Source organism: Croceitalea sp. MTPC6, assembly GCF_036985525.1.
In the GTDB taxonomy this organism is placed as follows: Bacteria; Bacteroidota; Bacteroidia; order Flavobacteriales; family Flavobacteriaceae; genus Croceitalea.
Window position 1 is genome coordinate 89,393 of the sequence record NZ_BTGR01000002.1, and the last position, 19,474, is coordinate 108,866.

Sequence of the window (19,474 nt, forward strand, 5' to 3'; positions counted from 1 at the left end):
TACATATGAAATTTTACCCCAAAATATTTAATTCCCATTCGAAAACGGATGGGGATTTTTTTTTGGGAATGAAAGCAATTTTAGGATTCGCACCTAAAAATATCCACTTTTACAAAAAGGCATTTCTCCATAGGTCAGTTAACAGAAGGGATAACAATGGAAACCCAATGAACTATGAAAGATTAGAATTCTTGGGCGATGCCATGCTCGGAACTATAATTTCTAAACACCTCTACAATGAAGTGCCTGAAGGGGATGAGGGGTACTTGACTAAAATGCGCTCTAAAATTGTGAGTAGAAAGCACCTAAATGAACTGGGGAAAGATTTAGAACTTCTTAAATACGTTGAAAGTAGAATCCCAAAATCACACTTTGGGGAGAATATACATGGTAATGTTTTTGAAGCGCTAGTTGGGGCTATTTATTTGGATAAAGGATACAAGTACTGCGAAAAATTCATAAAGAATCGAGTGATAGAACCTTATGTGGATATTGAGCAATTGGAGGGTAAGGTAATCAGCTACAAAAGCTTGGTTATTGAATGGTGTCAAAAACAAAAGAAAAACTTCCATTATGATGTTTATGAAGACACAGGCAATGATTCCTTAAAGCATTTTGCGGTTAAATTAACTATAGGGGATAAAATAACGGCAAAGGCTAGAGCCACATCAAAAAAGAAGGCAGAAGAAAAAGCATCTAAACGGGCTTACTTTGCGCTACAAGATAAAATTGATAATACGTAAAGCTTAAGAAAAGGTAAACTCAAACGTTTTCGTAGCTTTTTAAGGGTGTAAACAGTTATAACTACTAGGCTGTTTTGCCTATTTAGTCCTATATTTACAATTCGCTCAAATTTGATGGTCACTATAAATAAGATATCGGCAGATTTTTATGACGATACTTTTAAACTCATTGCTATACATTGTGGTTTAGAGGGTTATGCAATGGCCTATCATTTAAATAGTGTACTTGGTCTAAAGCTAAGTAGGCGAGAAGAAAAGGAAGAGGATGATGAAGACAGGGATGAATGGTTGGAATCTTTTTCTATTTATGAATGGAAGGATAAAATAAAAGAACACTATTGGACACTTGTCGGCAACACCGTAAAAGAAGAGCAAAAAAGTGATGCTTTAGGGCTTTTTTCAAGTGAAATTGCCATAAATACAATTCATTTAGTAGAAGAGCGGAAGGAAGTAGATTACTTTCTTAAAATTGAAGCAGAGGATGATACCTTAACAAGGGAAACGATAAAAAAAATTAATCTTATACCAAGAGTAGTTACCGCTTATAGTCTAGAGGCAACTACTTTAAAATCTAAGAGAAACTTAATTTTCTGAAAAATGCCAACTAAGAAAAAAACCAAAGTCGTAGCAACATTAGGACCTGCAACTAGCAATAAAGATGTTTTAAGAAGTATGATGGAAGCTGGTGCCGATGTTTTTCGGATTAACTTTTCACATGCTAATTATGATGATGTTATCGAGCGTATAAAAATGATTCGAGAACTTAATGAAGAAACAGGAAAGAACACTTCCATTTTGGCAGACTTACAGGGACCCAAACTAAGGGTTGGTGTAATGGGTGGTGAAGTTGTTGTTGCTCCAGGAGATGAAATTTCTTTTGTAACCGGAGAACCGTTTGAAGGTAATGCAGAACGGGTCTATATGAACTATGCTAATTTTCCTAAAGATGTAAAAGCTGGAGAGCGGGTCCTATTAGATGATGGGAAATTGATGTTCGAAGTAATCTCCACTAACGGAAAAGATGAGGTTAAAGCTAAAGTAGTTCAAGGTGGTCCGTTAAAATCTAAAAAAGGGGTAAATCTTCCCAATACAAATATTTCTTTGCCCGCACTTACAGAAAAAGATGTAAAAGATGCCATTTTTGCTATCTCCCAAGAGGTGGATTGGATAGCATTGTCATTCGTAAGGTTTAGTCAAGATTTAATTGACCTTCAAAATATAATCAAAGAACATTCTGAGCATAAGATTCCAATAATAGCTAAAATTGAAAAACCAGAAGCGGTTGAAAATATTGAGAAGATAGTTGCCTATTGTGATGGTTTAATGGTTGCTCGCGGGGATTTAGGCGTAGAGGTTCCAGCTCACGAGGTTCCTTTGATTCAGAAGAAATTGGTGCTTACTGCTAAGAAGGCAAGAATACCTGTAATTATTGCCACGCAAATGATGGAGACAATGATTACAAGCCTAACGCCTACTAGAGCAGAAGTCAATGATGTTGCTAATTCTGTGATGGATGGAGCAGATGCAGTAATGCTTTCCGGTGAGACCTCGGTTGGGAACTATCCTGTTCAGGTTATTGAAAAAATGGCGAGTATCCTTAAAAGTGTAGAAGGGTCAGAATTGATAACTGTACCACAGGCGCCTCCACATATAAGAACAAAAAGATATATTACAAAATCAATTTGTTATCATGCATCTTTGATGGCAAATGAAATTCAGGCAGAAGCAATTTCAACATTAACCAATAGTGGCTATACGGCTTTTCAAATTTCAGCTTGGAGACCTAGTGCCCATATTTTAGTATTTACTTCAAACCGAAGAATATTAACACAGTTAAATCTATTGTGGGGAGTTAAAGCATTCTTTTATGACAAATTTGTTTCTACAGATGATACTATAGAAGATGTAAATGCTATAGCTATTAAGCGAGGGTTTTTAAATAAAGGAGACATGGTTGTTAGCCTAGCAGCAATGCCTATTAAAGCCAAAGGAATGGTAAATACATTACGGGTAACCGAGATAGAATAGGCTATGCAACCTCTCTTTCAAAAGCGATAAAATTTACCACATTTCCATTCTTATCTTTAATAGGAGCACCTTTTATCCAACAATTATAGGTTGAACCGTCTTTTCTGTAATTAAGAATAGTTGCTTCAAAAGGAATTTTATTTGCAACCGCCTTTCCAATTTTATGTGCGGTCTCTTTGCAGGTAAGTTCTCCTTGGAACATTTTTGGCTTTCTACCAATAATCTCTTCAGAGGAATATCCGTTCATTTTAAAAATATTTTTGGAGGAGTGAACAATGTTCAAAGATTCATCAGTAATCACAACCACATGATTCTTTTTCAAAATTTCTTCCTCAAAAGAAACTGTTGAATTCCAGTTATTAGTTTCAGCTAACTTCTTTAAAATGAACACATCATTTAACGCGTCACCAATTGTCTGAAATTCTTCAGCAAACAAATCCCATGAGGTGAGGGGCAAGGCATTAAAACTTTGTTTTTGGTAGAATTTATGTGCTGCCCTATCGTAATGTTGTATCTCTTTCATAGCCCAATACTATAAAAAGTTGTAGGGGGATTAAAATTTGGGCAAAGGATTAACATTTTTGTTGAACCTATTATCTAAAAATGGAGTTTTATGTACTGTAAGAATCAACAGAAAAAGCAGACCAAAGCTTATATAATAAGCATTTTAAAAGGTAAAATTAACTATGAAACTGGAATTTAGAGAGGACAAATTAAATTCTATTTTAGGTTTAACAGATAATATTAGACATGATGAAAAGAGGTTTTCATCAACTGAGAATACCATCAAATTATTATGGAATAGAAATAAAGAGGTGGTTAAGCTGCATGTGGATGGTATTAGTTTTAATTTATTACCTAATCAGATAGTGACCACAACTTATTTGCAAAACATTTCTTTTAACGAATCTGAACTGCCTGTTACGGCCTTTTTATTTAACCGTGAATTCTATTGTATCGCAGATCACGATACTGAAGTTTCATGTAACGGAATCCTCTTTTTTGGAACCCAAGACTTACCTATTATTACAATTCCAGAACAACAACAAAGAAGATTTGATACCCTCTACGAAGTTTTTGTAGAGGAGTTTTCTACACCAGATAAGATACAGGGAGACATGCTCCAAATGATGCTTAAAAGACTTATTATCATGAGTACGCGCCTTGCCAAAGAGCAACTTATTGTTAGGGAACTCAATAATGAACAAATAGACGTTATTCGTAAGTTTAACTATTTAGTGGATATTCATTACAAGACTAAAAGAAGAGTTAGCGATTATGCAGATTTACTTTTTAAATCACCTAAAACGCTTTCTAACCTTTTCTCAATCTATAACCAGAAGTCTCCGCAACAAATTATTTTGGACAGATTGGCATTAGAGGCCAAACGACTTATTCATTTTACGGACAAGCAAAATCAAGAAATTGCTTATGACCTTGGGTTTAATGACCCAGCCCATTTTAGCCGTTTTTTTAAAAAAATGACCCAGTTTACACCTTCACAATACCGTGAAAAGGCTGAAATACCTGCTTAAGGGAAATTTTGGCAAGCAGTCGGGAAATCACTGCTAACACTTACTCTTCCATTTGCTACATCTTTGCTGTGTAATTAAAAATCTATAGCGATGAATATAGCACAGAAATCAATTTTTAATCTTATAGAAATATTTAGAACATCAGGAAAACCTACAATGCAGATCATCTCAACTGATGCGCATTTCGAGCAAAAACATCATCATGATTTTTATTGTGATGCTGAAAAACCATTTATAGAAAATTTAAATAAATAAAATTATGAGCACATTTAATGTACCCAAAAGAGAAGAAGTAAGTAGTAACAATCAAGTAATTTTCGACAATCTTGAAAAAGCCGTAGGTTTTGTACCTAACTTATTCGCAACCTATGCGCATTCAGAAAATGCGTTAGGTAATTATCTAAACCTGTCAAATGCTAAAACATCTTTAAAGGCAAAAGAAAAAGAGGTTGTGAATTTAGTGGTGAGTGAAGTAAATAACTGTCTTTATTGCCTTTCTGCACACACCGCTATTGGTAAAATGAACGGATTTACACACGAGCAAATATTAGAACTTAGATCTGGCAATGCACCATTTGATAAGAGGTTGGACGCCCTAGCTAAGTTAGCAAAAAACATCACGGAGAATAGGGGGGCAACTGATACAGAAGTATTGGAAAACTTCTTTGAAGCAGGATGGACAAAAGAAAACTTAATAGACACCATTGTTTTGGTAGGTGACAAAACCATATCCAATTATATAAATAACACAACAGAAATCCCAGTTGATTTTCCAGTAGCACAACCATTGGAAGTAGCAACAGTTTAATTCAATATTAATAACTTAAAAACAAGAATGATGAAAAAAATAGCAGCAGTTTTAGTATTAGCTGTAGGAACTGTATTCACAGTAAATGCACAAGACAAGATGATGAAAGACAAAATGATGTCCAAATCAGTCAAAACCATTGCATTGGAACAAACAGAAGGTGAATTCACACAAAAACAAGTAACAGTATCAGAAGGTACTTATGTATTTGAAATTTCAAATAATGGAGTAGATCATAATGTGGGTTTTGTTTTAGTGGAAAAGGGGAGAGATATTAGTAAGGCAGAGAACCATATACAGACCGCATATGTGACAGCACCTGTTGGAACTAATTCTTCGCAAACATCAAAACCAACAACCTTGAGCAAAGGGGAGTATATCTATTTTTGCCCATTGAACCCTACATCAACAGATAATACGTTGTTAGTAAAATAATTTTTCAAGTGTTAAAGAAAGCCCTATTGCTTTAAACAAGTGACGGGGCTTTTTTATGATACTAACTTAGCTTCAGCAAATAGTGAAGGGGCAATGCTCTTCGCCAAATGAATTGGCCAGTCATTTTTATGGAGATGACTTTCAGTAATAGCGCTTTCATAAAGTAAATAAATACCACCAGAAATTTTCTCTGTTTCTGCGATAGAGATATTAGCGATATTATCACCTACAATTTCGCCTAGATACAAGAGTAATTCTTTCTTCTGTTTTTGTATTACCGCAAGAATTTTTTTGTTTTGTGGTGGTAGTTCCCCCAATGTTTTTATGGCCCAACAACCATGAAAATCGCCTTCTCTGTAATTATTTCTAAGAAAATCAAAAATACTTAACAGTTGATGTTTACTGCTGCTAGCTCGAGCAACAAACTCCTTTAATGATTTTAAAAAAGTATGGTGACGCTGCTCTAGATAGGCAATGCAAATATCCTCTTTGGATTTAAAATGGTGATAAAGTGTCGCTTTGGCAATTTCAGATTTGGCAATAACTTCATTGATGCCAGTAGCATTATAGCCTTGCGTATAGAAGAGTTTACTTGCAACATCAACAATATGTTGCTTTATATTGGTTCTTTGCATTGGTTAAAGATAATAAAGACTAGTCTGTCTATACCTCAAATTTTAATCAATTTTTAGGTTTTTTATTAACGAGTATCGCATTTTTCAGACGTAGTTTTGCAAGAAATTTTAGCTGTGATTGTAGACTTATTGGTTGCTTTACTTTGGAGTATTTCTCCGTTTGGAGAATCTAAAGTGGGCATTCCCTATGGAATAGCCCAAGGAGTGAACAGTTACTTGGTTCTTATTACCTGTTTTCTAGCTAATCTATTGGTATTCCCTATTATGATATTCTTTTTAGAATATGTAAATGAAGTTCTTGTGAGATGGCGCCCATATAAAAGGGCGGCTGTTTGGGTGGCGCAAAGAGCAAAATTTGGGAGTAGGGATAAGATTAAAAAGTTTGGATTTTTTGGACTTGTGCTCTTTGTAATGGTTCCATTACCTGGCACTGGTGTTTATGCTGGGACAATTGTGGCATATTTATTTAAAATTGAACGTAAGAAAGCCTTTATGGCAAATGCTATTGGGATTCTCTTTTCTTCTATAATAATCTGGTTTTTAACTGTTTCTGTAAAAAACATTTAAGGACTAAAAGTCAAACTTCAATTGTACGGATAATTGTTCAGGCGGAGTATCTTTCTCAACTTTCTTTTTATCAGTATTAAGATTTGCTAAAGAAATACCAAGTAAACGTACAGAATTTTCCGGTTTTTCTTGGTAGAGGAGTTCTTTGGCCGTCTCTAGGATAAGGTCTTTATCAGAAATAAAATAGGGTAGTGTTTTACTCCTCGTCTGTAGGGTAAAATCGCTATACTTAATTTTTAGAGTTATGGTTTTACCAGCAATTTTAGATTTTAAGAGCCGTCGCTCTAGTTCTACAGCTATGTGTTCCAAACGTTCTAACATAAAAATTTCACTACTTAAATTTTCACTAAAAGTACGCTCTGCACCTACTGATTTTGGAATACGATGGGTCTTTACTTCGCTTAGATGAATACCGCGTACTACATTGTAATAAAATTTACCGCCTTTGCCGAAATTTGCATTTAGGAACTCTAAAGACTTTTCTTTTAAATCCTTGCCCGTAAAAATACCCAGTTTATACATTTTCTCAGCGGTCACTTTACCGACACCATAAAATTTTCGAATATCCAAATCTTCCAAAAATTGGATTACTTCTTCTGGGTTTACCGTTTTTTGCCCATTAGGTTTGTTGTAATCACTGGCCACTTTGGCAATGAACTTATTTATCGAGATTCCTGCAGAAGCTGTAAGACCTGTTTTCTCTAGTATTTTTTTCCGAATTTCTTCCGCAATTAGCGTAGCTGATGGATTTCCCTTTTTATTTTTGGTAACATCTAAATAAGCTTCATCTAAGGATAGTGGCTCAACCAAATCCGTATATTCAAAAAAGACGCTTCTTACCTGTTGAGAAATCTCTTTATAACGATCAAACCTAGGTTTTACAAATATTAAATCTGGGCAGTTACGCTGAGCAATGTAACCGCTCATGGCGCTTCGAACACCAAATTTTCTGGCTTCGTAACTTGCTGCAGAAACTACACCTCTTTTTGAACCCCCACCAACTGCAACAGGCTTTCCTTTGAGCTCAGGATTGTCATGCTGTTCTACGGAAGCATAGAAAGCATCCATATCCACATGAATGATTTTTCGTAAAGGAAAATCGAAGTCCATACTTCAAATTTAGACTATATTTAGATGGATGAAAAGGACAGGAAAAACTGCAATTATTTTAGGTGCTACTGGTTTGGTTGGAGGTATTTTGCTAGAGCTTTTGGTAAAGGATGAGCGATATAAAAAAATTGTTCTTTTCTCTAGAAGGCCAGTCGAAATTAAAAGCCAAAAAATTGAAGAGTACCTTTGTGATTTATTAGAATTAGACCAGCAGCAAGAACATTTTATGGCGGATGAAGTTTTTTGTTGCATTGGTAGTACAAATGCTAAGACTCCAGATAAAGAACTGTACAGGAGAATAGATTATGGGATTCCCGTTGCAACAGCCAAGCTTTGTATCCAAAATAATATCAATACGCTTATTATAGTTTCAGCACTTGGGGCAGATGCAAACAGTTCTATTTTTTACAATCGTATTAAAGGAGAGATGGAAGATGAAGTTTTAACACTTGAGATTCCAAAAACACACATGGTACAACCCTCTATGATTGGGGGAAATAGAAAAGAGAAGAGACCTAGAGAATATTTCTTTAAAAAAATGATGCAGGTTTTAAGCTTTTTGTTTCAAGGGTCATTAAAGAAATATAGGGTAATTCACCCGGGAACTATTGCGAAATCTATGGTTTGGTTAGCAAATAACGATTTTGAAAAAAATAGGATTCTTTCAGATGAACTAAAACAGCTTCCGCAGTATGAGCAATCTAGAAATTGAACGTAAGTTTTTAGTAAAATCCAGTGTATATAAAACTAGTTCAACTACAGAAACTAGAATTGTTCAAGGGTTCTTGAATACAGACCCGGAAAGAACAGTGCGTGTTCGTGTTAGAGGTGCTAAAGGCTATTTAACTGTAAAGGGAAAAGGGAATGATTCTGGCACCACACGCTTTGAGTGGGAGACAGAAATTAGCGTAGCTGAAGCAACTAACCTCATGGATTTATGTGAACCAGTCATTTTAGATAAAATACGCTATGAAGTTGCTATTGGAAAACACATTTTTGAGGTGGATGAATTTTTAGGCGAGAATAAAGGACTGGTGATTGCTGAAATCGAGTTACAACATGAAGACGAACTCTTTATAAAACCTGATTGGCTAGGGGAAGAAGTTACAGGCCGAACCAAATATTACAATTCGCAATTAAGTAAAAAGCCTTATTTATATTGGGAATAGGCTTTTTAGAATTAGGCATAAGAGTTTCTATTCAGCAAAAACCCCATCCATTTCTATGAGAGGAATAGTAACAAGGTTACTTTCTTTTACCCTATTTTTTTCAAAAAGAAATCGTTTTTCATACAGTTTCTTGTCTATATAGTAGGTAACATAAAACTCATTATTTAAGTTAAGCACATCTTCAGTCACCATTTCTATTTTTTCATATCCTTTTGCTTTAACTATACCAAAGGCATATCGCATGGTAGAGGTTTTTCGTTCCCCATCATAGCCTTTAGAAACTACTAGTGCCATCTCAATAGGCGCAGTACGATTGTTTATGATATAGGCATTCCAGTCTTTTGAGAGAAATTCTTTATTCCACTCATGAACAATGGCAACATAAACGTCCTTAACTACAGGAATCTCAATATCATTTTTCATCGTGGTCTTTATGGGCAGTATTAGAAAGTTTTATGCATTTAGTTGAGCAGAAACCCAACCAAAACTGTCTTCGATATGAGGAAAAACCTGATTTTCTGGGACCAAATCCGGGATGATGTCAATTCCTTCCAAAAGCTCCCTGGGCTGTTCTTGTAATCCTGTGATAACTACCTTAATTTTCTTTAAGGTTAAATCCAAGATGGCATTTTCAAGGGCATATATACCGGATTGGTCAACATAGGGCACACGATCCATACGTATGACTAGCACCTTTATATCATCATCAATATTCTTGACCTGTTCTTGAAAATGCGAAGTAAAACCAAAAAATAAAGGTCCATATAGATGTTTTATATAAATCTTGTCCTTAAATTTTTCATAGAATTCCGTCTCATCTTCCCAGGGCTTTTCACCATCAAAGCCAGCCAAAGTACCTACTTGCATTCCCTTCTCACCAATATCGCTGGCACGTTTCATAAAAAGTAGCGCAGCCAAGGTTACCCCTATGCCCACTGCTTGGATAAGACTACCAAAAGTAGTCCAAAGCAATACGATCAATAGTACAATAGCATCTGCCCGTGGTACTACCTTTAAATGCTTAAGCCCCTTGGTATCGACAATTTTAAAGCCAATAGGAATTAAAATCCCCGCCAAAACTGCTAACGGAATATAGGCCGCTAATGAACTAAGCCCCAATAACACAGCCAAAAGAAAAGCACCGTGTAAAGCTCCAGATAACCTTGTGCGACCACCAGAATTTATATTCACTACTGTTCCTTTTGTTGCTCCGGCACCAGGTATACCACCGATTACAGCGGCGACCATATTGCCTATTCCTTGTCCAATAAGTTCGCGGTTGCTATTGTGTTTGGTCTTGGTCATATTATCAGCAATAACAGATGTAAGTAGAGAGTCTATAGAACCTAAAACTGCCAGTACCAAACCATATTCCAATACTAGACCATAAGCACTGCTATCAACTGTGAACAGACCTTCCAGTTGTAGTGCTGGAAGACCAGATGGAATTTCACCTATAATAGGAACATCCCATTGGATAAAATAAGCAAAAATTGAAACTGCTATGAGCGCTACCAATGCACTGGGAATTGCTTTTGTAATTTTTGGGAATAGGTAGTAAATAACTACTGTCATTCCCCCAAGAGCTAATGCTTGCCAGTTAAAATCGATAAACAATCTTGGCAAATCGCTCATTACTTTTAGGGTAGATTTTGCAGAATCTAATCCTACAAAAGGAAAAATCTGGAGGATTATAATTATAAGTCCAACACCACTCATAAATCCTGATACAACTGGATAGGGAAAGTATTTAATGTATCCAGCAATATTAATTAGGCCAAACACAATCTGTAATGCACCACCAACCAAAAAGCTTAAGAGGATAATGCCCATTGCGTCTTGTAAACTTCCTGCCATATCTATTGCATTTGCTACCAGAGCAGCTGAAACGACCGTCATTGGTCCTGTAGGACCACTGGCTTGGGTAGTGGTGCCACCGAAAATTGCTGCCAAAATACCTACTGCAATAGCTCCATATAATCCTGCTATGGCACCAAGGCCAGATTGGACGCCGAATGCTAGTGCCAATGGTAGCGCTACCACACCTGCAACTAGGCCACCGGTAATGTCCCCTTTTAAATATTTAGTGTCGTAAAATGATTTGGCCATGAGGATAGAGTCAAAGGGTTGATTTATTATCTAAAAATAACCACAATAATCCTTTAAACAAACAACAACAGGTAAAGGTTGCTCAATACTATGCCTTAAAGTGCACTTTTAAACTGTTCTAGAAAGCGAACATCATTTTCACTAAGTAAACGGATATCTGAAATTTGGTGAAGTAGTAAGGCGATACGGTCTATACCCATACCAAAAGCAAATCCAGAATAGACTTCAGGGTCAATTCCACAATTGGTCAAAACGTTAGGATCTACCATTCCGCAACCCATAATTTCTAACCAACCTGTTCCTTTGGTCATTTTATAATCTGTTTCGGTTTCCAATCCCCAGTATACATCCACTTCTGCACTAGGCTCTGTAAAAGGAAAATACGATGGGCGAAGCCTAATTTTTGACTTCCCAAACATTTCTGAAGTAAAGTATTGAAGCGTTTGCTTTAAATCTGCGAACGAAACGTCCTTATCCACATATAGACCTTCCACTTGATGGAAAAAGCAGTGCGAACGGGCAGAGATAGCTTCATTTCGATATACCCTACCGGGGGAAATAGTACGGATAGGTGGTTTGTTGTTTTCCATATAACGAACCTGTACCGATGAGGTATGGGTTCTTAATAAAATATCTGGATCTGTTTGGATAAAGAAGGTGTCCTGCATATCACGTGCAGGATGGTATTCCGGTAAATTAAGTGCCGTAAAATTGTGCCAATCATCTTCAATTTCCGGTCCCTCAGATACATTAAAACCTATCCTAGAGAAAATATCGATTATCTGGTTTTTTACAATTGAAATAGGATGTCTGGCGCCAATTTCTATAGGTTCACCAGGGCGCGTTAAATCGCCATATTTACCAGTAGTTTCTGTTTGGTTTTCTAAAGCTGCTTTTAAGGAATTCACCTTTTCAGTAGCAGAGGTTTTTAACTGATTGATAACCTGACCAAATTCCTTTTTCTGCTCGTTGGGAACATTCTTGAATTCCGCAAAGAATTCATTGAGTAGGCCTTTTTTCCCCAAATACTTAATTCGGAAATTTTCGATTTCATCTTTTGAAGTTGAGGTAAACTTTTCAACTTCAGCTAAATGTTCCTTTATGGTCTCAATCATGGTTGATGGCACTATTGGCAGACAAATTTAGTGCTTTTTTTAATGATGGAATGCGTTAAAATAAAAAGGTCAATGGATTTCCATTGACCTTTTTAAGTGTTTTACCAAAAAGCAATTTACATAAAATGTACTTTGCCATCAGTTATATCATACATAGCACCCACAATAGCAATTTCGCCATTATCTTCCATATCTTTCAATACAGGGCTTAGGCTTCGAATGTCTTCAATTGTAAGTTGCACGTTTTCGTTGGCAACAGCATTTACAAAATCGATGTTTTTAGAGTTTCTTTGTGCTGAATCAGTAGGTTCGGAAACTGCTCTTACGGCAGGCTTTATTTTATGCAATAAAGTAGTAAGATTACCCATTTTTGCATCGTCACAGGCTCCTTTCACAGCACCGCAACTGGTATGCCCCAACACAACGATCACTTTAGTTCCTACAAGTTTGCACGCAAACTCCATACTGCCTAAAATATCTTCATTTACAATATTACCCGCTACCCTAGCACTAAAAATATCACCTACACCTTGGTCAAAAACCAACTCGGCAGATACGCGTGAATCAATACAACTTAGAATGGTAGCAAAGGGATATTGACCGGATGTGGTCTGTTTAACTTGAGCCAACAAATCCCTATCCGCTTTTTTGTTTTCCACAAAACGAGCATTTCCCTCTTTTAATAATGTAATAGCACTACTTGGGTTTAATGCGTCTTGTGTTTCTTTTGTTTGTGCTTTCATAATTATGCTGATGTTTTCTTTCTTAGATTAAAAAATTCGATATAGCTAGGAGGGTTTTCAACGATGCCTCGTTCAGAAATTAGCTTGATGTCTATATTCTTGTTTTTGGCTTTGGTCGAAAAATCCTCTAAAATTTCAATGATATCATTATCAAGATATCTGGTCTTTCTCACATCCAACTCTAAATAAGCTCCTTCAGGTAGGCTATCCAATTCTTTAAGTATAGCACCTTTGTTAAAAAAAGTAACTTCTTCTGCCAAGGTCATTTTTACAAGGTCTTTATCACCAGAGTGGTTTTCTTCAATATGTAAAAAATGCGAATTTTGGTAGCTTTTTATTAAAATTACAATAATACCTACTGCCAGCCCAATTCCGATACCCCAAAGCAAATCTTTGAACACGATGACCAATACAGTTGTGATGAAAGGTAAAAACTGTTTCCATCCTAGCTGGTACATTGTTTTAAAAAGCTTAGGTTTTGCCAATTTATAGCCTACGATAAATAGTATCGCTGCCAAAACAGAAAGTGGAATCATGTTCAGTAACCTTGGAATCAGCATTACAGAAATCAGTAGAAAGAACCCATGAATGATAGCGGAAGCTTTTGTCTTTCCACCAGATTGAATGTTTGCAGAACTACGCACAATTACCTGCGTTATGGGAATACCCCCAATAAGACCAGAAACAATGTTTCCTGCACCTTGTGCCAAAAGTTCGCGATTGGTTGGTGTAACCCGCTTTTCTGGGTCCAATTTATCCGTGGCCTCCACACACAATAATGTTTCTAAACTGGCCACTAAGGCTATAGTAAAGGCAGTCAACCACACAGCCGGGTTAGTTATGGCAGCAAAATTTGGAAAACTAAACTGTGCTAAAAAGGAACTGGCATCTTCCGGAACTGGCACATTCACCAAATGATCTGCAGATATTGCAAGTGTTTCGTTGTTTTTAGTGAAAACATAAAATAGTATTCCTATAGCCACAGCTACTAGGGGCCCTTGAACAAGCTGGAATATCTTGCCTTTTTTGGACAACACATTACTCCATAACAACAAAATACCTAGACCAATTACGGCTATCAAAGTTGCTCCAGGACTTACGTTGTTTACAGTTTCTAAAATTTCAGAAAATGTATTTTTCCCATCTACCTGAAAAAAGGCAAAGTCACCCTCTGGATCAGGGTCATAACCGAAAAAATGAGGGATTTGCTTCAGTATGATAATAATACCAATACCTGTTAACATCCCTTTAATTACAGACGAAGGAAAATAGTACCCGATAATACCTAAGCGAAGTACCCCAAACAGCAGTTGAATGGCACCACCCAAAACTACGGCTACTAGGAAGTTTTCATAACCTAATGTAGCTATTGCAGCTAATACAATAGCAGCTAGTCCGGCTGCGGGACCGCTTACCCCAATTTGCGAGCCACTTAAAGCACCAACCATAATACCACCTACAATACCGGCGATTAAACCTGAAAAGAGAGGCGCACCACTAGCAAGTGCAATACCCAAACATAGAGGTAATGCTACAAAAAACACTACAATACTTGCAGGCAAGTCTTTTTTAATATTCTTGAACATGAAAAATAGTTTTTAGTCTTCTTAGTTGTTTGATTTGAAGACAGTTGAAGGAATAATTTAAAAAAAGTTAATAACTACACCAACTTTTTAGGAGGGGGCAGGACTATTTCAGCAGAAAAATCTGAATATGGAAGTAATGAAGTTTGACTTTTAGTTATCTCATTTGTAAAGGAAAAACTGTTTTTTTCAGCAATACTCGAAAAAAACAATTCTTTTTGATCAAACTTTTTTTCTGATTCTTTATTGTTGTTCTCTTCTTCGCTAAAATCCATTACAAGAATCGAATCGGCTTTGGATTTGCATAGCGTCTCTATAGATGGGGCTAATATCGATACGACAAGCATAACTGATAAAAGCGAAAATGTTAGAGATTTGAGCATTAAAAAATGTTGAACTGTAAAGATAATAGTAAAACTATTGAATTTTTGTTAAAACTGTTCTAAAAACCCTTCAACACTTTTAAGCTTTCTACAGGAAGCCAGCCAGTTTGTCCATCAGCAATTTTAATTTTTACCCAATCATTCAGTTCTTCTAAAACATTGACTTTAGTGCCTTCATGCAAAGTGAAAATGCGCTCACTTCGTTGATTTGGTTCAGAAGTTACCGCTACTTCACGTTCAAAAATGATGGCGGGGTTGTCAGTTATATAGACATCGTATTGTAAATAAGCAAAGGTTATGGAAACCACACATAAAATCAAAGCTGTCATACTCACAATAAATGAAATTCGTTTTTGTGTTGCCATATTCAAAAGATAATATGCTAAATATGCAAGTACAAAAAGTATAATCATTACTACGCCAAAATAGGCCCACTGGTCAAAAGAAAACCTTCCAATTACAGTATTGTAGAATCTTGTCATAGCACTTTCTGGCATTTTATCTATGGCATCTAGTCTCATATTCTGTGCGTACCCCAGATTATTTATAATCTCTTGATCATTAGGTTTTAAAAGCAAGGCTTTTTCATAATAGTAAATACTGGGTCCAATTTCATCACGCTTGTAATATGCATTGGCCATATTAAAATAGAGCTCAGCGGAATGTTTACCATTATCAAGAATGTTTTGATAGTACTTAATGGCTTTGCCATAATCACCTTCATTGTAAGCATCGGTCGCACGACTGAACAGTACTTCATTTTGGGCGGATATCCCTGTAACGAATAGAAAGACTAAAACAACAACTATATCTTTTATCATAATTGCTTATCTATTTGAGAGATCACTTCACTAGCTTTATCATAATCTTGCTGCATCTGTACATCTGTAAAAGGGCTATACCTAGCAAGTTCACAGTTTTTAAGTAAGTTGATAAAACTTTCTGTAGCTGTATCATCTACAACTTTTCCTTTTAATAAAGAAGTTATTTTTTCTTTACTGAATTCAGAGGTTTCAATTTTTAGTTTAGCTTTTAAATAGTTGTGTAATGCTTTTTCTAGGGCAATGTAAAAGTCGCCTTCATTACCAAGCTCTTTTTTTGCTTTGGACAAGTATTTGCGTGCCAATCTGTTTGCTTTTTTGACTTTATTGCCCACAACATCCTGTTCTTTTTCTTTTTTCTTTCTGTAAAGTAAAATGAACAAGGGAATCAGCAAAAGTGGTCCCAAGAGCATCAAGTAAAACTTGTTGGATCCAAAGAAATATTTAGTGCCAATAGTGCTAAGATTGGGCTGTACCTTTATAAAATGAAACTGTTTGCCGGTTGGCACTACTAGTCTTTGGTTAGGGGAGGTTGAGTTTATGCTTGCATTGGCATCTTCAGGACCTTCCATAACATTAATTGTTATTTCATCTGAATTAAGTGTATTGTATTTTCCTGTTTTAGGATTGAAATAACTAAATGAAATACTTGGGATGGGATATTTACCCCTAAATGATGGGACTACGGTATAGTTATTGGCAACTTTACCTTCCATACCAGAAAGGGTGGTCCTTACACTTTCATCAAACTCTGGTTCGTAAACTTCGAGAGCACTTGGCAACTCTGGTTCAGGAAGTTGAAATAATTTTAAATTTCCTTTACCCGAAATTTCCACTCTGGCCTGCAAAGATTCTGAAGCATTCAGTGAACTCTTACTGGTTGTTACCGAAAAATTAAAATCTCCAACTGCGCCACCAAAATCATTTGGTTTGCCTGCTTCAGGCAAGTTTTTTACGTTTAGCGTTCTCCTGCCCGCAGAAACTGTTTTCTTAGCTTGCTTAAGGATTCTTCCACCAAAAAAATCTCTTCTATTGGTAGGAACATCTACGTATATTTCCAATGCCAAAGGTTCTATGATAAGCTTTCCCGCTTTTTGTGGATATAATACAACACGCTTAAGAATTACGCTTCTAAATGGTTTTCCATCGTAAGTGGTGTTTTGGGTATCATACCGTTTTACAGGAATATCTTGACTCCAGAAATTATTGTATTTGGGACTGTCGAGAGGTCTAAAATTAGTTACAGTTACAGAAGGACTAATATATAATTTATAGACCACGGTTACGGCTTCATTCAAATAAGGACTACCTTTTGAAACCTCTGCTACCAAATGTAGGTTTTCATCAGCTATATCATCTGCTGTTTTTGGCGCATTTGGATTGGCAACAGCAGCTGTTACTTCAATTTTCTTTGGAACAGTTTTGTAGATTTTACCATCTATCTCGATTGTTGCCTGACCAATTTGATAAGAACCTTTAGCTATAGGAGTTAGAATATAGCCATAAGATTTTGAAAAACTTCGCTTGCCATTGACCCAAGAAGAGCTTATGGATTGAGATGGCCCCATTACAACCTTAAAACCGTTAAAGCTGGGTGGGTTAAAGTTGTCACCGTCCTTGTTCATTACAAATTCCACTCGCAAACGTTCATTAACACCCAAACGTTCTTTGCTAAGTTTCATTTCAAAAGTCACCTCATCTTGTACAGGAGGGGTGTTGCCAATTAAATAAATTGGCAGAAATAAGAATATGTATGTGAAGAACAAACTTCGCATTTACCAGTCTTTTTCGTTTTTGATTTTAGCTCCTCTCACTTTTTTCGCATCTATCTTTTCTTGAACCTTCTTTTCTTCATTCTGCATTGCCTCTAACAAATTCTGAATTTGCTGCTTGGAGAGTTGGTTTGGCCTAGGTTTTTTCTTTTCTTCAGGTTTATCGCCTTCGTTTGGTTTTTGTTTTTGCTCCTTCTTTTCATCACCATCACCCTCTTTATTTTCTTCAGGTTTTTTCTCTCCCTTGTCACCATCTTCACCATCGTCTTTATTTTGATCGTCTTTTTGGTCTCCTTCCTTATCTTCTTTATTATCGCCTTCTTGGTTTTGGTCTTTATTTTGGTCTTCTTTTTTGTCCTCGTTCTTATCGTCTTTGTTTTGGTCGTTTTTCTGTTCGTCCTGTTGCTTTTTTAGCATTTCTTTAGCCAATGCGAGATTGTATCGGGTTTCCTCGTCTGTTGGATTGTTGCGTAAAGCTTCCTTATAGGCCTCAACCGCTTTTTCATATTCTTTGTTTTTCATGAACACATTGCCCATGTTATGGTATGCTTTGTGCTTTTCAGCTTTGGAATCTGCTTTTTCTCCAGCTTTTTTAAAGTTTCCAAAGGCTTCTGAAAAACTTTCCCTGTTATAATATGCCCTACCCAAATTGTAGGGTGCAGCTATATTTTCTGGACTTTTAGAGATAGCCCTTCTATATTCAGCTTCTGCATTGACAAAGTCGTTTTGAACCAAATTTTCATTTGCTTCATAAGTAATGTTCTTTGACTCACGAAGTGCTTTTTCTGCCTCTCGTTGTGCTTTTTTGTCTTCTTCTTGGGCTTGCACTACACAAAAAGAGAAGATACTTAGGCTAACGATTACTTTTATCCTATTCATCATCATGTTCATTAAAAAGGTTCAACTTTTTCAACCATTGGGTTTTTCTATCTAACAAGAAAATATCTAAAAATAGAAATAAAAGTCCGATGCCCAGGAACCATTGAAACTGGTCCTTGTACTCTGCAAATTGCTTTGCTTCGAACTCTTTTTTATCCATACGGTCTAATTCTTCTTTAATAAAATTTACAGCTTCCTCTGTATTTGAGCCATTAATATATTGCCCATTTCCTTCTTGTGCGATAGCATCAAGAACAGCTTCATTTAATTTGGTAATGACCACCTCACCTTCCGAATTTTTCTTAAGACTTTCTACTACACCTCTTCTTTTAATGGGAATAGGTGCTCCTTTAGGCTTACCCACGCCAATAGTAAATATTCTAATCCCGTTTTGGGCAGCCTTCTCAACAGCTTGTATCGTAGTACCTTCAGAATGGTCTTCTCCATCTGAAATAATGAACAATACACGATTGGTTTGTTCATCATCGTCATAATAAGTGGTTGCCAACTCTATTGCAGAATTAATAGCAGTTCCTTGGGATGAAAGCATGTCCGTATTCATACTTTGCAAAAACATTTTTGCCGCTCCATAATCTGTTGTTATTGGTAGTTGCGGATAGGCTTGTCCTGCATAGGCAATAATTCCGATACGGTCACTTGCCAATTGGTTGATGATTTCTGAAACCAAGCGCTTGGATTTCTCAATCCGGTTTGGTGCTATATCCTCAGCTAACATACTTTTAGAAACGTCAACTGCGAACACAATATCTACTCCTTCTCTCTTAATAGTCTCCAACTTTGTTCCAATTTTGGGGTTTACGAGAGCTAAGACCAAAAAGGATATTCCTAGCAATAAAAAGATAAGTTTTAAAGTTGATTTAAAACTCGATTTTTCTGGAGCCAAACGTTTTAATAATTTGGAATCGGCAAACTCACGCTGCTTGCTTTTTTTCCATACCTGCAAGAGTAGAAAAAGCAATACCAGTACCGGAACAATGCCCAGTAAATAGAAGTATAATTTTTCTTCAAATTGCACCAT

At 36.3% G+C, this 19,474-nt stretch carries 23 protein-coding genes; 10 read left to right on the forward strand and 13 right to left on the reverse strand.

What is annotated here, in order from left to right; translation table 11 throughout:
* The first annotated feature begins 5 nt into the window (after positions 1–5).
* From rnc to pyk, 3 genes are all read left to right on the forward strand, one after another.
* Positions 6–743 (forward strand): ribonuclease III, encoded by a 738-nt coding sequence (gene rnc / locus AACP56_RS04805; RefSeq protein ID WP_339336364.1) that lies wholly within the window; start codon positions 6–8, stop codon positions 741–743.
* A gap of 114 nt (positions 744–857) precedes the next feature.
* Entirely contained in the window at positions 858–1,337 is a 480-nt protein-coding gene (locus AACP56_RS04810) for an IPExxxVDY family protein (protein WP_339336366.1), read from the forward strand.
* 3 nt (positions 1,338–1,340) lie between these two features.
* Positions 1,341–2,771 carry a pyruvate kinase gene (gene pyk / locus AACP56_RS04815; protein WP_339336368.1) on the forward strand — a complete coding sequence of 477 codons (1,431 nt, stop codon included), beginning with the start codon at positions 1,341–1,343 and terminating at the stop codon, positions 2,769–2,771.
* 1 nt (position 2,772) lies between these two features.
* Here the strand turns inward: pyk and AACP56_RS04820 are convergent, their stop codons facing one another.
* Positions 2,773–3,294, reverse strand: a complete 522-nt coding sequence (locus tag AACP56_RS04820) for a PAS domain-containing protein (RefSeq protein WP_339336370.1) — start codon at positions 3,292–3,294, stop codon at positions 2,773–2,775.
* 163 nt (positions 3,295–3,457) lie between these two features.
* Here AACP56_RS04820 and AACP56_RS04825 point away from each other — a divergent pair, with 163 nt between their 5' ends.
* The 4 genes from AACP56_RS04825 (at position 3,458) to AACP56_RS04840 (ending at position 5,549) form a co-directional block, all read left to right on the forward strand.
* Positions 3,458–4,306, forward strand: coding sequence for a helix-turn-helix domain-containing protein (locus tag AACP56_RS04825; RefSeq protein WP_339336372.1), 849 nt, complete (start codon positions 3,458–3,460; stop codon positions 4,304–4,306).
* Positions 4,307–4,396: 90 nt separating this feature from the next.
* On the forward strand, positions 4,397–4,561 hold the full coding sequence (locus AACP56_RS04830; protein ID WP_339336374.1) for a hypothetical protein: 165 nt from the start codon (positions 4,397–4,399) through the stop codon (positions 4,559–4,561).
* 4 nt (positions 4,562–4,565) lie between these two features.
* Entirely contained in the window at positions 4,566–5,114 is a 549-nt protein-coding gene (locus AACP56_RS04835; protein ID WP_339336376.1) for a carboxymuconolactone decarboxylase family protein, read from the forward strand.
* A gap of 30 nt (positions 5,115–5,144) precedes the next feature.
* Positions 5,145–5,549 carry a plastocyanin/azurin family copper-binding protein gene (locus AACP56_RS04840; protein ID WP_339336378.1) on the forward strand — a complete coding sequence of 135 codons (405 nt, stop codon included), beginning with the start codon at positions 5,145–5,147 and terminating at the stop codon, positions 5,547–5,549.
* A gap of 53 nt (positions 5,550–5,602) precedes the next feature.
* On the opposite strand, the gene AACP56_RS04845 is transcribed toward AACP56_RS04840, so the two are convergent.
* Positions 5,603–6,184 carry a TetR/AcrR family transcriptional regulator gene (locus AACP56_RS04845; protein WP_339336380.1) on the reverse strand — a complete coding sequence of 194 codons (582 nt, stop codon included), beginning with the start codon at positions 6,182–6,184 and terminating at the stop codon, positions 5,603–5,605.
* Between the two features lie 114 nt (positions 6,185–6,298).
* Between AACP56_RS04845 and AACP56_RS04850 the strand changes: the two genes are divergently transcribed.
* Complete coding sequence (locus AACP56_RS04850; protein ID WP_339336382.1) at positions 6,299–6,751, forward strand: COG2426 family protein; 453 nt, start codon at positions 6,299–6,301, stop codon at positions 6,749–6,751.
* A 3-nt stretch (positions 6,752–6,754) separates the two neighbouring features.
* Here AACP56_RS04850 and dinB read toward each other — a convergent pair whose 3' ends face one another.
* The gene (gene dinB / locus AACP56_RS04855) at positions 6,755–7,861 is read right to left on the reverse strand and encodes a DNA polymerase IV (RefSeq protein ID WP_339336384.1); all 1,107 of its coding nucleotides are present in this window, start codon (positions 7,859–7,861) and stop codon (positions 6,755–6,757) included.
* 28 nt (positions 7,862–7,889) lie between these two features.
* Here dinB and AACP56_RS04860 point away from each other — a divergent pair, with 28 nt between their 5' ends.
* Together AACP56_RS04860 and AACP56_RS04865 are read left to right on the forward strand one after the other, a co-directional pair.
* Positions 7,890–8,573: a nucleoside-diphosphate sugar epimerase gene (locus tag AACP56_RS04860; RefSeq protein ID WP_339336387.1), complete on the forward strand. Its 684-nt coding sequence runs from the start codon at positions 7,890–7,892 to the stop codon at positions 8,571–8,573.
* Positions 8,554–9,030 carry a CYTH domain-containing protein gene (locus AACP56_RS04865; protein ID WP_339336389.1) on the forward strand — a complete coding sequence of 159 codons (477 nt, stop codon included), beginning with the start codon at positions 8,554–8,556 and terminating at the stop codon, positions 9,028–9,030. The genes AACP56_RS04860 and AACP56_RS04865 overlap by 20 nt, the downstream gene beginning before the upstream one ends.
* Before the next feature lie 27 nt (positions 9,031–9,057).
* Here the strand turns inward: AACP56_RS04865 and AACP56_RS04870 are convergent, their stop codons facing one another.
* The 10 genes from AACP56_RS04870 to AACP56_RS04915 all read right to left on the reverse strand — a co-directional run bounded on the left by AACP56_RS04870 (position 9,058) and on the right by AACP56_RS04915 (position 19,474).
* Entirely contained in the window at positions 9,058–9,453 is a 396-nt protein-coding gene (locus tag AACP56_RS04870; protein WP_339336391.1) for a hypothetical protein, read from the reverse strand.
* Between the two features lie 30 nt (positions 9,454–9,483).
* Entirely contained in the window at positions 9,484–11,139 is a 1,656-nt protein-coding gene (locus tag AACP56_RS04875; protein WP_339336393.1) for a SulP family inorganic anion transporter, read from the reverse strand.
* A 95-nt stretch (positions 11,140–11,234) separates the two neighbouring features.
* Positions 11,235–12,254 carry a phenylalanine--tRNA ligase subunit alpha gene (gene pheS, locus AACP56_RS04880; RefSeq protein WP_339336395.1) on the reverse strand — a complete coding sequence of 340 codons (1,020 nt, stop codon included), beginning with the start codon at positions 12,252–12,254 and terminating at the stop codon, positions 11,235–11,237.
* Positions 12,255–12,370: 116 nt separating this feature from the next.
* On the reverse strand, positions 12,371–12,997 hold the full coding sequence (locus AACP56_RS04885; RefSeq protein WP_339336398.1) for a carbonic anhydrase family protein: 627 nt from the start codon (positions 12,995–12,997) through the stop codon (positions 12,371–12,373).
* Positions 12,998–12,999: 2 nt separating this feature from the next.
* Positions 13,000–14,583 carry a SulP family inorganic anion transporter gene (locus tag AACP56_RS04890; RefSeq protein ID WP_339336400.1) on the reverse strand — a complete coding sequence of 528 codons (1,584 nt, stop codon included), beginning with the start codon at positions 14,581–14,583 and terminating at the stop codon, positions 13,000–13,002.
* A gap of 74 nt (positions 14,584–14,657) precedes the next feature.
* Complete coding sequence (locus tag AACP56_RS04895; protein ID WP_339336402.1) at positions 14,658–14,963, reverse strand: hypothetical protein; 306 nt, start codon at positions 14,961–14,963, stop codon at positions 14,658–14,660.
* Between the two features lie 59 nt (positions 14,964–15,022).
* Positions 15,023–15,784 (reverse strand): SH3 domain-containing protein, encoded by a 762-nt coding sequence (locus tag AACP56_RS04900; RefSeq protein ID WP_339336404.1) that lies wholly within the window; start codon positions 15,782–15,784, stop codon positions 15,023–15,025.
* Positions 15,781–17,559, reverse strand: a complete 1,779-nt coding sequence (locus AACP56_RS04905; RefSeq protein ID WP_339336406.1) for a BatD family protein — start codon at positions 17,557–17,559, stop codon at positions 15,781–15,783. Before AACP56_RS04905 ends, AACP56_RS04900 begins: the two co-directional genes overlap by 4 nt.
* Positions 17,560–18,435 (reverse strand): tetratricopeptide repeat protein, encoded by an 876-nt coding sequence (locus AACP56_RS04910; RefSeq protein WP_339336408.1) that lies wholly within the window; start codon positions 18,433–18,435, stop codon positions 17,560–17,562.
* On the reverse strand, positions 18,428–19,474 hold the full coding sequence (locus AACP56_RS04915; protein WP_339336410.1) for a VWA domain-containing protein: 1,047 nt from the start codon (positions 19,472–19,474) through the stop codon (positions 18,428–18,430). Before AACP56_RS04915 ends, AACP56_RS04910 begins: the two co-directional genes overlap by 8 nt.

Bases quoted from the DNA above. Each gene is read 5' to 3' on its own strand.
- rnc (WP_339336364.1), top strand. From the start codon at position 6: ATGAAATTTTACCCCAAAATATTTAATTCCCATTCGAAAACGGATGGG.
- AACP56_RS04810 (WP_339336366.1), top strand. From the start codon at position 858: ATGGTCACTATAAATAAGATATCGGCAGATTTTTATGACGATACTTTT.
- pyk (WP_339336368.1), top strand. From the start codon at position 1,341: ATGCCAACTAAGAAAAAAACCAAAGTCGTAGCAACATTAGGACCTGCA.
- AACP56_RS04820 (WP_339336370.1), bottom strand. From the start codon at position 3,294: ATGAAAGAGATACAACATTACGATAGGGCAGCACATAAATTCTACCAA.
- AACP56_RS04825 (WP_339336372.1), top strand. From the start codon at position 3,458: ATGAAACTGGAATTTAGAGAGGACAAATTAAATTCTATTTTAGGTTTA.
- AACP56_RS04830 (WP_339336374.1), top strand. From the start codon at position 4,397: ATGAATATAGCACAGAAATCAATTTTTAATCTTATAGAAATATTTAGA.
- AACP56_RS04835 (WP_339336376.1), top strand. From the start codon at position 4,566: ATGAGCACATTTAATGTACCCAAAAGAGAAGAAGTAAGTAGTAACAAT.
- AACP56_RS04840 (WP_339336378.1), top strand. From the start codon at position 5,145: ATGAAAAAAATAGCAGCAGTTTTAGTATTAGCTGTAGGAACTGTATTC.
- AACP56_RS04845 (WP_339336380.1), bottom strand. From the start codon at position 6,184: ATGCAAAGAACCAATATAAAGCAACATATTGTTGATGTTGCAAGTAAA.
- dinB (WP_339336384.1), bottom strand. From the start codon at position 7,861: ATGGACTTCGATTTTCCTTTACGAAAAATCATTCATGTGGATATGGAT.
- AACP56_RS04860 (WP_339336387.1), top strand. From the start codon at position 7,890: ATGAAAAGGACAGGAAAAACTGCAATTATTTTAGGTGCTACTGGTTTG.
- AACP56_RS04865 (WP_339336389.1), top strand. From the start codon at position 8,554: ATGAGCAATCTAGAAATTGAACGTAAGTTTTTAGTAAAATCCAGTGTA.
- AACP56_RS04870 (WP_339336391.1), bottom strand. From the start codon at position 9,453: ATGAAAAATGATATTGAGATTCCTGTAGTTAAGGACGTTTATGTTGCC.
- AACP56_RS04875 (WP_339336393.1), bottom strand. From the start codon at position 11,139: ATGGCCAAATCATTTTACGACACTAAATATTTAAAAGGGGACATTACC.
- pheS (WP_339336395.1), bottom strand. From the start codon at position 12,254: ATGATTGAGACCATAAAGGAACATTTAGCTGAAGTTGAAAAGTTTACC.
- AACP56_RS04885 (WP_339336398.1), bottom strand. From the start codon at position 12,997: ATGAAAGCACAAACAAAAGAAACACAAGACGCATTAAACCCAAGTAGT.
- AACP56_RS04890 (WP_339336400.1), bottom strand. From the start codon at position 14,583: ATGTTCAAGAATATTAAAAAAGACTTGCCTGCAAGTATTGTAGTGTTT.
- AACP56_RS04895 (WP_339336402.1), bottom strand. From the start codon at position 14,963: ATGCTCAAATCTCTAACATTTTCGCTTTTATCAGTTATGCTTGTCGTA.
- AACP56_RS04900 (WP_339336404.1), bottom strand. From the start codon at position 15,784: ATGATAAAAGATATAGTTGTTGTTTTAGTCTTTCTATTCGTTACAGGG.
- AACP56_RS04905 (WP_339336406.1), bottom strand. From the start codon at position 17,559: ATGCGAAGTTTGTTCTTCACATACATATTCTTATTTCTGCCAATTTAT.
- AACP56_RS04910 (WP_339336408.1), bottom strand. From the start codon at position 18,435: ATGAATAGGATAAAAGTAATCGTTAGCCTAAGTATCTTCTCTTTTTGT.
- AACP56_RS04915 (WP_339336410.1), bottom strand. From the start codon at position 19,474: ATGGTGCAATTTGAAGAAAAATTATACTTCTATTTACTGGGCATTGTT.